9 protein-coding genes are annotated in these 13,810 nt (G+C 43.1%); 3 read left to right on the forward strand and 6 right to left on the reverse strand.

Annotation, left to right across the window (positions count from 1 at the left end):
* Positions 1 to 767: 767 nt before the first annotated feature.
* Both CXF82_RS16860 and CXF82_RS16865 read right to left on the reverse strand, forming a co-directional pair.
* Positions 768 to 3,860, reverse strand: a complete 3,093-nt coding sequence (locus CXF82_RS16860) for an efflux RND transporter permease subunit (protein ID WP_102044614.1) — start codon at positions 3,858 to 3,860, stop codon at positions 768 to 770.
* Positions 3,860 to 4,903 (reverse strand): efflux RND transporter periplasmic adaptor subunit, encoded by a 1,044-nt coding sequence (locus CXF82_RS16865; protein ID WP_180961223.1) that lies wholly within the window; start codon positions 4,901 to 4,903, stop codon positions 3,860 to 3,862. The genes CXF82_RS16860 and CXF82_RS16865 overlap by 1 nt, the downstream gene beginning before the upstream one ends.
* Before the next feature lie 660 nt (positions 4,904 to 5,563).
* On the opposite strand from CXF82_RS16865, the gene CXF82_RS16870 reads away from it, so the two are divergent.
* Positions 5,564 to 8,008: an OmcA/MtrC family decaheme c-type cytochrome gene (locus CXF82_RS16870; protein ID WP_102044616.1), complete on the forward strand. Its 2,445-nt coding sequence runs from the start codon at positions 5,564 to 5,566 to the stop codon at positions 8,006 to 8,008.
* Positions 8,009 to 8,221: 213 nt separating this feature from the next.
* Here the strand turns inward: CXF82_RS16870 and CXF82_RS16875 are convergent, their stop codons facing one another.
* On the reverse strand, positions 8,222 to 8,761 hold the full coding sequence (locus CXF82_RS16875; protein WP_232775075.1) for a TlpA disulfide reductase family protein: 540 nt from the start codon (positions 8,759 to 8,761) through the stop codon (positions 8,222 to 8,224).
* A 260-nt stretch (positions 8,762 to 9,021) separates the two neighbouring features.
* Here CXF82_RS16875 and CXF82_RS16880 point away from each other — a divergent pair, with 260 nt between their 5' ends.
* Positions 9,022 to 9,459: a hypothetical protein gene (locus CXF82_RS16880; RefSeq protein WP_101092831.1), complete on the forward strand. Its 438-nt coding sequence runs from the start codon at positions 9,022 to 9,024 to the stop codon at positions 9,457 to 9,459.
* A 217-nt stretch (positions 9,460 to 9,676) separates the two neighbouring features.
* Here the strand turns inward: CXF82_RS16880 and CXF82_RS16885 are convergent, their stop codons facing one another.
* Positions 9,677 to 10,606, reverse strand: coding sequence for a LysR family transcriptional regulator (locus CXF82_RS16885; RefSeq protein WP_102044617.1), 930 nt, complete (start codon positions 10,604 to 10,606; stop codon positions 9,677 to 9,679).
* Positions 10,607 to 10,738: 132 nt separating this feature from the next.
* Between CXF82_RS16885 and xapA the strand changes: the two genes are divergently transcribed.
* Positions 10,739 to 11,563, forward strand: a complete 825-nt coding sequence (gene xapA / locus CXF82_RS16890; protein WP_102044618.1) for a xanthosine phosphorylase — start codon at positions 10,739 to 10,741, stop codon at positions 11,561 to 11,563.
* A gap of 238 nt (positions 11,564 to 11,801) precedes the next feature.
* On the opposite strand, the gene CXF82_RS16895 is transcribed toward xapA, so the two are convergent.
* Both CXF82_RS16895 and CXF82_RS16900 read right to left on the reverse strand, forming a co-directional pair.
* Positions 11,802 to 13,121 carry a sensor histidine kinase gene (locus CXF82_RS16895; protein ID WP_180961224.1) on the reverse strand — a complete coding sequence of 440 codons (1,320 nt, stop codon included), beginning with the start codon at positions 13,119 to 13,121 and terminating at the stop codon, positions 11,802 to 11,804.
* Complete coding sequence (locus CXF82_RS16900) at positions 13,121 to 13,804, reverse strand: response regulator (RefSeq protein ID WP_101092823.1); 684 nt, start codon at positions 13,802 to 13,804, stop codon at positions 13,121 to 13,123. Before CXF82_RS16900 ends, CXF82_RS16895 begins: the two co-directional genes overlap by 1 nt.
* Between the last annotated feature and the right edge of the window lie 6 nt (positions 13,805 to 13,810).

Consider the following 13,810-nt stretch of genomic DNA (forward strand, 5'->3'; position numbering starts at 1 on the left):
GTCTTAATTCATTGTTAATATAGAGTCATCAATATTTTCTCTTCTTTAGTCTATATCCCCGTTCTCCTGAAACTGCAGGATTCAGTGGGTATTTAATGGGCTTTGATCAATGTCAGTTATTGCTCCTGCATAACTGACATTCACACCATCCTTGCTGCTTGCATTAATTGCCACTAATGGTCGCTCCCTTGGTAAAATCAATAACACAGAGTAAAGGCCATTAAAACCTATCAAAGAAGGCGTTGTGCAAGCCCACTTCGTTGTTGCATTAACTTAAAAGGAAATCACCATTTCTACGTTAATGCGCCTAGAATTGAATTGGCACAACACCTCTGAAACGAGCATTTTCAAGTAGAACGGGTATAAGTATAGTCGCGGATCAAAAAACAACTAAGACATCTATTGTTATTTCTATCTCGTAGTTTGCATCATTAAATGACTTAATTTTAAGAGTATTCATTCGCGTTAATGGAAAACCAATTCATCAAGTCAATATCTAACTAACGCCAAATATCGATTATTTATCCAATAAAAAGCCAACAAGCCATGCTGACGAGAAAATATAGCGAAGAGGGGGAGCTTATCCCCCCTTTTTTAGGACTACATTATGCAGAGACAACTCGCTCAATGGATGAGCTTTAATATCCAACCGCTGGCTAATACCGCTCAGTTCTATTGTTGACTCTGCAGTTGATGAGTTGCAAAGCTTATTATACGAGCTCAGATCTAATAGTTTTGCCCAACGGTGCTATTTATATTAAAACCCACTAAGTAGCACTGTTCCTTAGCTGTTGCAGCTGCTTTTTAATGGTTCCAGGAGACTGAGTTGAACGGCAAAGCAGTTTATACATCGTCGGTATCACCACTAAAGTCACCAGCGTTGAGAATCCCATGCCGAAAAAGACCACCACTCCGACAGAGACTCGACTTTCAGCGCCTGCACCACTGGATAGCAATAACGGTAAAGCCCCCGCTAACGTGGTAAAGGCGGTCATCATGATAGGTCGTAGTCGTCGGCTAGCACCGTCGATAATAGCATCATCGAATGACACTCCTTTATCCCTTAATTGACCAATAAATTCGACAATAAGAATACCGTTTTTGGTTACCATACCAATTAGCATGATGATGCCAATCTGGCTGTAAATATTAATGCTTTCTCCCATTAACCAAATACCTAACACTGCACCAAATAATCCCGTCGGCACCGTCAACATAACCACGAAGGGATTAATAAAACTCTCAAACTGTGCTGCCATCACTAAATATGCGACTAGCAGTGCTAATACAAAGATAATAAAGGTACTGCTTTGATTGTCGATAAACTCTTTAGATTCACCTGCGTAACTAAAGCTAATATTTTGCGGCAATACCGTGATAGCAACTTGTTCAAGACTGCTTAACGCTTCTCCTAGCGTTGCCCCTTCGACTAAGTTAGCTCTGACGACAACGGATTTGCGCTTGCTGATGTGGGTCAGTTTTTGCGCCGAGGCGACTCGATTAACCTTGCAGAATGTATCTACCGACACGAGATCGCCCGAGGCGGTGCGCATAAAAATACTGGTTAAGTCACTGCTCGAGTTAAACTGCGCTTCATCACCTCGTACAAAAACATCGTACTCTTCACCGTTTTCTACATAGGTCGTTTCTGTCTTGCCACCTAACATTACATTAAGCGTATCAGACACTTCAGACACGCTGATTCCGAGTTCAGCAGCACGTCTGCGGTCAACTTTTACCACCATTTCGGGAGTTTTCTCTGAATAGTCGACTAATGACCCCGTCATCAATGGACTTTCATCCATCTTAGATTGCATCACTTTAGCCCACTTATTAAGCTCGCTGTAATCGCTACCGCTAAGGGCTATTTGCACAGGCTCTTTTGAACCGCCTTTAAAGCCTGGAAGTTTAGGTCTAATTCTGACGTCTGGAATACCAGCCAGTTGCAGCTTCACTTTTTTCAAAATGGTTTGTGCATTTTCATCACGCAGATCCCAATCTTTCAATTGCAGAATGGCTAAACCATATTGGTCACCATTTTTACCGCCAGAGATCGGGGTTTGTATGCTTAAGGACTTCAGGCTGCCATTTTTCAACATCGCCATAAGCCGCGTTTCAACTTTTTGCATATTCTCTGACATACGCGAAAAACTGGTCCCTTCCGCGCCATTAACCTTAACCATTATGACGCCTCGATCTTCTTGTGGCATAAGCTGAGAAGAAAGCTGAGTCACGACAAAGTAACTGCCAGCTAAACAAGCGATGATAATCGCTGGCGCAACAAAACGGTACTTAAGGCTCAGTGTTAGCAGTTGTCGATAGCGAGTTTCGAGTGCACCGAGTAAGCGTTCAACGTAGGTATTAATGGCGTTGTGTTTTTGCTTTTTAGTGAGTAATTTGGCTCCGAGCACCGGGGTCAACGTCAATGCGATGAGCGTCGAGAACATCACCGAGACCGCTATCATCACCGAAAATTCGGTAAACAAACGCCCTATCATGCCGTCCATCATCGCGATGGGCAGAAACACCATCACCAGTACAAACGTGGTCGCCAGTACTGCAAAGCCCACTTCCCGAGTACCTTCAAAGGCTGCTAGCAGCGGTGGCTTCCCTCGTTGAATATGATGATAAATATTCTCAACCACCACAATCGCATCATCGACCACCAGCCCAATAGCCAAGATAAGTGCCAGCAAGGTTAACAGGTTGATGGTAAAGCCTAAGTAACTTGCGAAGATAAACGTTGCGATAAGGGAAACCGGTACTGTTACAGCGGGGATTAATGTTGCTCTTGCTTGACCAATAAAGAGATACAGCACCAAGATAACCAGAGCGCAGGTCATGAACAGGGTTTTATAGACCTCACTTATTGAGCGGTCGATAAAGACGGTGGCATCATAATCCACCACCACTTGCGTGCCTTTGGGCAGAAACTGTTGGATTTTATCCACTTCAGCATGAATGCGGCTAGAGAGATCGAGTGGATTTGCATCGGCCTGTGGAACAATCGCTAAACTGACACTGGAGACGCCATTACTCCTGTAACTTGAGTTTTCACTTTCAGCTTGTAGCTTAACCTCTGCCACTTGATTCAGATAAATGGCCACTCCCGTTGCCGATTTCCCAATCACTAAATACCTAAAATCCCTTTCGGCATCGTAGCGCCGCTCTGTGCGCACTGGCATAACAATCGAATTGTTTCTTATCTCGCCAGCGGGACTCTCTAAGTTTTCAGCCCGTAACGCGCTAAGAATATCGGTAGTCGTGACTTTATGGCCAGCCATTTTCTCAGAGTTAAGCTTTATAAACATGACTTTATATAAGCCACCAGCAACATCAACAGCACTTACGCCACTAATAATGTTGAATCTATCTTCAATGTTTTGGCTGACATAATCGGTAAGCTGAGTGCGATTCATCGCTGATGAACTCACATTAATATATAACGCTGGCTCCCCGGTGCCATCGTCTTTTGATACCGTTGGCTCATCGGCGTCATCGGGTAATGATCCTTTCGCTCTGGAAATAGCATCTCGAATGTCACTGACGCTGTCATTAATATTAGCACCCGTTTCAAATTCGACGGTGATGCTGGATGCACCATTTTTACTGACCGAAGTGATGTCTTTAACACCGCTAATCCCGGTTAACTGAGCCTCTATTTTAGCGGTCACTTGGCTTTCAATAATGACCGCTGATGCCCCTTTGTATTTAGTGCTTATCGTTGCTATGGGACTCACCATATTGGGCATTTCAGTGACTGGAAGCTTAAAAAAAGCCACTATGCCAAAGAGTGTTAATAAAATACTTAACACTATTGCGATAACAGGACGCTCTACACTGGTATCTGAAATCAACATTATTGGGCAGCCTCACGACTAAAAGCAGGCGCTTCTTTGACGACATCTTTATCACTAATATTCACCAGCCCCTCAATAACAATGCGTTGCCCAGATGCTAACCCTTCACTCACCACCACTTGCTCGGCTATCTGTTCCCCGAGTACTACTTCAGTTTGATGGGCTCGCCAGTTTTCATCGATAACATAGACAAATGTTTTCTCACCGGCATATTCAATTGCTTGCAAGGGCACAACGGTATAACTCGATGCTGGGAATTTAAGCTTCGCATGTGCCAACATGCCGGGTTTGAGTTTACGGTCCACATTGGTAATGCCGACGCGTATTTTTATATCAAGGCTTTGTGGTTGCACTCGAGAGTCAATGGCTGCTACTTTCCCTTCAAAAACATCTTCCCCCCAAGCACTGACTTTGGTGGTGATAGTTTGCCCTTTGGCCAGTTTTGAAATGTACTTTTCAGGAATATTCAAATCAAGCTGCATTAACGCGGTATTGTCCAACGTCATAACCGGGGTATCTTTGATGAGCCTTTGCCCTTGAGTAATATTAACCAAACCCAAAACCCCTGATATTGGCGCCAATATACGATGATAATCGTAATTCACTTTTGCGGCATTCATCCTTGCTTGAGCAATATCAACGCTTACCTGCTGACTTTCTCTAATCGTGGCACTAACACCGCCTTTTGCACCAAGTTGTTTAAACTCTTTTAGCTTACGGCTTTCATCTTTAAGATAAGCCTGCGCCTCTTCTAATTCGGCTTTAGCTTGACGATCAATCAATGTAAATAGCAGGTCTCCTTTTTGTACTTGCTGGCTATCGGTCACCTTTATCTCGGCAACACGGCCATCAACCTCTGAAGCGATAATCACTGACTCTTTTGCCACCAGCGTGCCCACAAGTTTTATAGGTGTACTCATACTTTGAACTTCGACCAATGCGCTCGATACAAATATTGATTTATCTTTAGCCTTATCGACTTTGGCGCTATCACAACCTACAGCGAGCATTAACAATATTAAGGTTAACGATGCTTTTTTCATAAAATTTAAATCCATGATAATGATGTTTTAAATGACCCGTCAGCAAAGGTCGACGCGAAAGTCTAAATAAGGTTTGTATTCATGTCTTGGCGTTTTACACTTCATTACACTCCTTTGTAATTCTTTTAGAATAGCTGACGTTTATTTTTTAGTCTTTTTCACTAGGTAAACACAATAACCTCAATGTTCGATGGGCGGTTAAAAAGCAAGATTAAAACGTTCAAACTGATAATTTCAACCCACTGATTCACCACTGGATCTCACCGAAAAATGCGCTTCAGCCGCGTTAACAGTCCGGCCATATCGCCGTGGATAGAGAGCCTTGAACTCGCTCAACCCGCTCACCTAGCAACATTCACGACGATTAAGTGTTAACTAGTTAACAATAATGAACATTCATTACATGCAACTCTTCTTATTTACACCCTTTGGGCAGGCGAATTAGCCAACACTATCAATAAGTTACATTAGTAAAGATAAATATAATCATCAGAACCTATATTCTGGTGAACTTTAGTTATCTATAAATTAGTCGACCCATGCTGGAAAATATTAGCCGTAACTTTATCTTGATTCTATTTGAGTAGATGCCAGCACTCATAAGCAGGCGGTACCCAAATAGATGCAGCATATAATTGGTAATATAGTGGGATTGATTAAATGTCTAAAAAAATAAGAAAATATAATGTACTTGCGGCTATCGTCGCCGCAGTCATTTTAGTGGGTTGTAATGATGGTAATGATGGTGCGCCAGGAGAAGATGGACCACCCAGTAGTGGTAATACCGTATCTACTGCAGCAAGTTTAACCGTGACGATGTCACAACCAACCTTCGAAGCAGATAAACTGACTTTCACTTTTACAGCTGAAGACCAAAACGGCAGAGCATTGGTTGGCATAACTGATGTCCGCACCACCCTCGCTAAACTCATTCCAGATGAAGACGGTTACACAACAGACTGGAGCAGCTATCTGCGCAAGGCTACCGATATTGATAGTGCACAGTATCCTGGTGTGAGTAATGTCAGCTTACCAACAGCTGACAAGGGTGAATTGATAGACAAAATGGATGGTAGTTATCAATACACGTTCGCAGCCGATGTATTGAGCACAACCGACCCAATATCTGGTGAAGCTATAGCGTGGCAAGAAGCGCTGACTCATCGAATCGGTTTAGAAGTTCGAAAGTCTGACAATTATCCAGTGGCTAACACTACATTTGACTGGGTACCAGCAGGTGGAGACATCAGTGAGTCTCGCCAGATTGTGGCCATTGAAAGCTGTAATAGCTGCCACACTGAGCTTGCATTCCACGGTGGTAATAGAATTGATACCGACAACTGCGTGACTTGTCACAACCCAGACGCGAACGACCCTATCAGCGGTGAAAGTTTAGATTTAAAAGTCATGGCGCATAAAATACACCAAGGTATTGATCTGCCGACGCTAGCTGAAGTGGGTAACAAGTACAGCCTATTTACTCGCAACGGCGACAAAGAAACCATTTTTGCAGAAAACGATGGTCTCTGGGTGTTAAATAACAAAGGGACTATTGACGGTATTAACTACCCACAAGACATCCGTAACTGTACAGGCTGCCATGCAGATGATGCTGATTTAGTGTCGAACCCTGATCTTCAAGGTGTCATTACCTCTGAAGGCGGTAACTGGAAAAGTATTCCTACCGTTGCAACCTGTTCATCTTGCCACGATAACATTGCCTTTAATGAAGCGATGTTAACGGCTAAGCCAAACAGCGAAAAACACATCATGTTCCCAGCTGAAAATGACACTTGTTTATCTTGTCATGGTGAAGGCGCTGGGATGTCTGTTGAGAATGTTCATACGTTAGCAGCGCTAGGTAAGAAAGCAGCGGGTATTGATTATGGGGTGAAGTTTGAAGTCACCCATCTAACCGCAAGTAGCGCAACCGCCTACGATGTGCATGTTCGCGTCACTAAAGACGGCAATGGTATTTCGCTAGCAGATGAGTTCCTGCAGTATAAAAATAGCGTTCGTCTGCTACTAAACTGGGACAACGGCGCTGGTTTTGAAACTCATGTTGCGAAGAACACGCCCAACTCTTTTGAATTAGATAAAAACCCACTTTGCCAAGCAGGCGCAACGACTGGCGACATTATTTGCCAGTGGGATACTGCACTAGACTCGAATATTAACCAGGGTGAAGCACTCACTAGCGGCGATATTCTCACGACGTTCATCTCTTCTGGAGTGTGTGTCGATAGTCGTAATGAATTGGTCAACTGTGAAGACAATAGAGCACTAGAGAAAATCTCAACACCTTCGACGGTGATCAATAATTTCTTTGATGCCGCAACATTAACTTATAATCCTGATTTTGAAGTTAAATTTGGTGCTAACTTTAACAAGTGCGATTCGTGCCATGAACAAGTTATTCAGCATGACAGCCGTCGTTCAGATGACCCGTCGCAATGTAAAGCTTGCCATAACTCAAATCGATTCACTCGTTCACCAGCAGATTCTCCACGGACTGGTGGTTCTAGTGATTTGAAGTTTGAAGTACACAAAATCCACTCAAACTTTCGCTTTGTTAATGCCGAGAATGACTTTGATATGGTAGGACGTAACGAGTTCTACTCTGCACCTATCAGCGATTGTGCTCAGTGCCATGATGATAATCAAATTGATTTACCTTTGACACAAAACAGCAGAGCTTCAATCACACGAGCACCTACAACCTCACTCAGTGACGGTAACAACCTAGTGCGCGACGGTGCGGTATACACCAGCCCTATCGCTCTTGTATGTACCTCTTGTCATCTAAGTGTCGGTCCAGGACTTATCGGTTCAGACGGTAAAGTGGTACTCGATGCCGATGGTAACACTCTGCTAACGCGAGATTTGAGCAGCAATGGCCCTGGTTATGATAATGGCGAGTTTCCACAAGTCCCTGTCACGATTACCGCGGCAGAGCAAAGCATGCTGAACCACATGATCTTATCTGGCGGCGCAGTATTTGGAGCAACGTCAGCAGCGCAAGCTACTGGCACTGAGTCTTGCTCAACCTGTCACTCTATCGGTAGCGCATCAGGCGTTGATAAAGTGCACGGCCAAATACACTAATGATCATCTAATCGTTAGCGAACTAAGGCTGTAAAAATAAAGTCAGTATCGAATGTTCCTGTTGAAAGTACTAACTGATACAAAAAAGGCGAGCACTGTCATTAGTGCTCGCCTTTTCTTATCAGCTTTGTTCTCACTCTATCGCTCAAGAACAAGCCCACTATTCTTACTTCTAAATACCAAGTGTCCAGCTTTTAAATCGTTGCTAGAACCCTAGTTAGCCAGAATATACTCAGTCGCGTCGACCAGTTTGCGATCATTGGGATCGGATATATTGGTCTTCCATACCACTTCGCCTAAGCGATTGATAAAGAAGGTTGTGGGCGTACCCGCCACCGCGTAATCAGCAGCGGCTTTTTCACCATCAACCAGTGTAGGAATTTGAATACCACGGGCCAATAGCATCTCGGCAGGTTTGGCGCCATCGTCTTCGTTAAAGCTAATGGCTAACACTTGCAGATCGCTCTGTTGATTGTTTTGCCTGATCTTCTCAAGTCCCGGTTGCAGCTTTTTGCAGTAAGGACACCAAGTCGCCCAAAAATGCAGAATTAGTGGTTTGCCTTTATAATCGGCTAACGAATGTAGCTGGCCGCTGGCATCTTTAAGCGAAAAATCGGCTGCCATCGGCTTTACTTCTTCCGCTAGAACCGCTGCTGATAATACAAAGCCTGCCAACACCATACTGACCAGCAGCACGCTAATATTGACAAGCTGGCTGAATCGCTGCGCTACGTTTTTAGTGATTAAATGCATATAACCCTCTTTAGCCCCTGCGTTAAAAAATCACGTTAAATCCTACTTTTCCAATATGCCATGTTAGACGCGACTCTGCTGATGGCTTTCAGTCAGCTTATACATAGACCGAGCCACTGCTGTTAATCATTCAAGCTAACGTCTTTTAAATACAATTTGTGATGAAAATCACTACAGTGTAGTAACAAAGTTGAAATTTATGGTGGTTTGTCAGTGTCTTTGTCTAAAGTTAACTTAAGACCATTGGCTGGAATGAATAAATGAAAGTATCTATCTCGGGCACTGAGACCATTAGTATTTTTCAACTCACTGCAGTGTTTAGTATGTTGTTTGCGTTGGTTGGTTTTAGCTATAACGTTTGGCGCATGGAAATTACTGAATACAATAACAACGTGCGCTCAGCCAGCTTCGAGCTGTTACTGCAGCTTTCAGAACTTGAATCTATCATTTACGCCGCCCATTATGACCAAGATATCATTCAAGGTAGTCCGCGAAAAGGCTGGGTAAAAGTCAATTTAATTGCCGATCTGAGTGTTGTTACTGAACCTGAAATTCAAGCGGCAACAGAAAGGTTAAAAGCCAATTGGCAACTCAACTGGGAGAGTGTCGCCAGCGATGAAAACAGCGCTATGCAGGTCGTCGAAAAAATTGATGATACCCGCCTCCAAGTGCGCCAATTACTGAGCACGTTAGAATGATATTAAGTACACCGCTATACTAATAAGCCTATTCGCAGACACCACCATTAAATACAGCCAGTAATTAGCTTGGAATCAGTTACTGGAAAACTCTGACATAAGCCACACACGCGAGAGGCGCTGTCTCTGTGAATGCATAAAGCCACTTTTACCGATGAGGTATTTGCTACAACCCCTTGTGGCTTAATGGCTCTGAACACTCATTCGAATTCATTCGCTAATTGATATTTTGCAGGCTCAGTAAAGCGGGAACTTCGGCTAGAAATGCATTAACGGACTCTCTTTCACTCCGGCTGTCATAAATCGCGTAAATATCAGCTAAAATCATCTCTTTCAACGGAATAAAGCACACATTGTGCCATTGATGTTGACGATAACTTTGAGGAACAATCGACACCATAGTACTCGTCGCCACCACTGCCATTAACGTCGTAGGTTCAATGACCTCCTGAGTCACCTTAGGGTAAAACCCACTGTCAACAAGGCGCTCAATAATCATATCGGTGGATGCAGAGTTAGTACGATTCATAAACACAAACTCTTCATTAATTAGATCATCCATACTGAGACTTTGGTTCATTTTCAATGGATGCTCATCAGAGACCAAAACACACATTGGTTCTGCGTATAACAGCCTTTCACTCAACGGATAAATGTTACGGGTATCAGCAAATCGGGCCAATCCAATATCGATACGATGCTTTATTAGCGCTTGCTTCTGCTTCTCCGGTGATAACTCAATAAAATTAAAGGTATATTGCGGATAACTCTTTTTGAACTCTCTTAGAACAGAGCCGAAACCAGCCCAAAATATCGAGCTCATTAACCCTATATTAATCGTGTTATCTAACGCTCGTCCCGCCTTTGCCACCTTGTTTATCGAATCACCAAACAGTTCGAATAACAGTCCGCATTCCTGTTTCAGCAATAAACCCACATCCGTGAGCTGAACATGGCGGGTTGTACGCTCAAACAAGGTCACATCAAGCACAGACTCTAACTCTTTAATTTGAGCACTCAAGGGCGATTTTGAAATATTAAGCTGTGTTGCCGCTTGTCCAAAATGCATACATTGAGACACCGCATAAAAATAGCGGAGCATTTTTAATGTTATACGCCCACTTAATACATTTTCATTAATGTTCATTATCCACACCTCAATGTTTGACCGCTTAGATTATACGTAAAATCAGGATAATAGTGCTGAATTTAGTGATTAATTCAGAATAAAGCTTGGGGTAAATTACCCCTAAGATCATTAATCAGCAAGGAACAAACCATGAAGATAGATCCAGTAGATAATGCACTCACCACCATTTCAGCCCTTAAACCAAATTTCAGTCCTAAGGCTGCATTCATATTAGGCTCCGGCTTGGGGAGCCTTGCCGACGAACTGGAAGACAGAGTCTGTATTGCCTATGAAGATCTTGATGGTTTCCCTGTCAGCACTGTCGAAGGTCACTCTGGCGAGTTAGTTTTAGGACGAATGAATGGTATAGACGTTGTTTGCATGAAAGGCCGCGGCCATTACTACGAACATCAAAGTATGAAAGTCATGACAAATCCGGTGCGTACTTTTAAACGTTTAGGCTGTGAATTGCTAATCGTGACGAATGCCGCAGGGTCTTTACGCCCCGACACTATCGACGTCGGCTCCCTCGTTATTTTCAATGACCACATCAATACCATGCCAGGCACCCCTATGACGGGACGTAATGATGATGCCTATGGCCCACGCTTTTTTAGCTTAGCGAATGCTTATGACAAATCCTTACGACTGGAAGCATTGGCGGTAGCAAAAAGAGAGGGTATTAATGCCACTGAAGGAGTATTTGTCTCTTACAGTGGACCAAATTTCGAAACTGCTGCCGAAATACGCATGATGCAGATCATTGGCGGAGACGTCGTCGGAATGTCTGTGGTACCTGAGGTTATATCTGCAGCTCACTGTAGCCTTCCCGTATTGGCTATCTGTGCAATCACTAATATGGCTGAAGGACTTGGCGATGTAGCTCTATGCCATGAACAAACACTTAAGTGTGCTAAGTTAGCGCAGGATGACTTTATCAATCTCATCAAAGCATTTATGGAAAATCATTTTTGATGTTATACCAATAGCGATAATTAAGTGATCTAATCAGCGCTTTTTTGGCCATTGAATTCAAGGTAACTGAATAAGGGGATCAAGCTCCCTTATTCAGTTATTAACGCTGAAATAAGTCACCAACAATGCGCCTTAAGATGCGTTTGAGTACATCCTCTTTTCATCCGCTCACAATACACTTCAATATCGTCAGGTACCCTGCCATCTGAGCCGTTTGGCCGTTTTGTTACAGCATGAGTTATGTTAATAACACTTTTATTTTAAATCCTTTAGCTTGAACTTCGTCGGTATAACCGAAGCTGATCCTCCCCCCTTGTTTCTCAACAATACTATTAACGATAGATAAGCCAAGCCCTGAGCCTATATTGGTATTTTGACTATCCTGAACTCGATAAAATGGCGAAAGAAGCTTGTCATGATGCTCAGGAGTGACACCAATACCACTATCACTGACGGTTATTTGTGTTTGACCCGACTGTTGGCTTATTTGAATATCAATTACGCCATCTTCAGGAGAATAGCGAATGGCATTATCGAGTAGATTTTTGAATAAAGTGTATAGATCTAATTTATCGAGTGGGCAGTCGATGTTTAGATCCCCTTCTATACCCAAGTCTATATTTTTTTCATCGACTATAGGGTAAAGATCTTCGATAACACTCTTCAGCACCGCTTCAATATTAGCGGTCTGATGTTCGACAATATGACTGCCTTGAACTCTAGCAAGTGTTAGCAGCTGCTCTAGTAGCTTGCGACTACGCGCAATACCTAACCTGAGTGCTTTGACACGTTGCAGCTCTTTTACGGGAAGGTTCTCATCTCCGATACATTCAGCTTGGAGTGATAATGCGGTTAGCGGTGAGCGTAACTCATGGGCCGCATTCGCAATGAATATTTCTTGCTCTTCTATCGAAGATTTCAATCGGCCAATGAGGTGATTAATTTCAGATACGAAAGGGGTAATCTCCGTGGGCAGATCCTCAAGTGAAATAGGTTTAATATTGTGTCGGTAGCTAGACTCTACCGCTTTCGCCGCTAACTGAATGGGTTTAAGTCGGCTATGAAGTATTAGGTTCATGATTAAAATTAATAAAGGAATGACAGCAATAAAGGGTAACAAGGTGGCTCTAGCCATCTCCCATGCGAGCTCATCTCGCTCCGATGTTTTTTGAAGAACCAGTAGTTGCTGCCTTTCAAGCGATGAGCTAATTAGCACTCGATAGTCATTTTCAGCGAGTGTTAGATTATACAAACCGTCATTGAGTTGCTTAGAAACATCTTTAAAAGGCAGTGTAAGCGCTTGGGTTTGATGCATATCTCGTATCGCAACAAGGATCTCAGGCATGCCCTTTTCACTCTTTGTTTTGATGATGGTGTTGGGTTTAGGTTTATGCTCGGCATCAAATAGCTTTGATACTTGTTTTAATGTTGCATCTTGCCACTCAATAGCTTCTTGATAAGTATTAAAAAAAGTATAACCCGCAATGCCCGCAGCCGCTGTAATAAGGCTCACTGTCAGCCATAGGGAAAGTTGATATTTTAAAGAACCTATCGCCATTATTTTAAGACCATCCATCCTACACCACGAATATTTTTAATCGTTATCGCACCTAATTTTTTACGCAGTGAATGAATTAAATATTCAATCGCGTTACTCTCAACTTCATTGCCCCAACCATAAATTTTCTCCTCTAGATCAGCTTTAGATAAAATAGCGCCAGGTCTCATCAATAATGCTCTAAGTAGGGAAAACTCTCGATTAGATAAAAGAATACTAGTGGATTGCAGATCCATTTTGTCTGCGTACGTCTGCGTAAAACTCACCTCATTAGTGGCAGGATTAAGTATAAGCTGGCTACTTTCTAAGGTCGGTACTGAATTGCCACTTCGACGTCGAATAACCGCTCTCATCCTTGCTAACAGTTCACTCATGTCAAAAGGTTTAATCACGTAATCATCAGCCCCAGAGTCGAGCCCGTCAATACGACTTTTTAAGGTGTCTCTCGCGGTGATGACGATCACTGCGAGGTTATATTTTTCGCGGATCTTAGCCAGAACAACTAAACCATCGAGGCCGGGCAAGCCAAGGTCTAGCAACACACAGTCATAATTATGTGTTGCTAGGCTATCTAATGCACTTTGCCCATTGTTTACCCAGTCTATAGCATAACTCGCATCGATTAGTGATTGCTGCATCGCTTCACCAATCATAATATCGTCTTCAACAAGTAAGATCCGCACTGCTTT

The sequence above is a fragment of the Shewanella sp. GutDb-MelDb genome (genome assembly GCF_002836075.1).
In the GTDB taxonomy this organism is placed as follows: Bacteria; Pseudomonadota; Gammaproteobacteria; order Enterobacterales; family Shewanellaceae; genus Shewanella.

Excerpts from the sequence above, each read along its gene's own strand:
- CXF82_RS16860 (WP_102044614.1), bottom strand. The coding sequence starts at position 3,860 with ATGTTGATTTCAGATACCAGTGTAGAGCGTCCTGTTATCGCAATAGTG.
- CXF82_RS16865 (WP_180961223.1), bottom strand. The coding sequence starts at position 4,903 with ATGAAAAAAGCATCGTTAACCTTAATATTGTTAATGCTCGCTGTAGGT.
- CXF82_RS16870 (WP_102044616.1), top strand. The coding sequence starts at position 5,564 with ATGTCTAAAAAAATAAGAAAATATAATGTACTTGCGGCTATCGTCGCC.
- CXF82_RS16875 (WP_232775075.1), bottom strand. The coding sequence starts at position 8,761 with ATGCATTTAATCACTAAAAACGTAGCGCAGCGATTCAGCCAGCTTGTC.
- CXF82_RS16880 (WP_101092831.1), top strand. The coding sequence starts at position 9,022 with ATGAAAGTATCTATCTCGGGCACTGAGACCATTAGTATTTTTCAACTC.
- CXF82_RS16885 (WP_102044617.1), bottom strand. The coding sequence starts at position 10,606 with ATGAACATTAATGAAAATGTATTAAGTGGGCGTATAACATTAAAAATG.
- xapA (WP_102044618.1), top strand. The coding sequence starts at position 10,739 with ATGAAGATAGATCCAGTAGATAATGCACTCACCACCATTTCAGCCCTT.
- CXF82_RS16895 (WP_180961224.1), bottom strand. The coding sequence starts at position 13,121 with ATGGCGATAGGTTCTTTAAAATATCAACTTTCCCTATGGCTGACAGTG.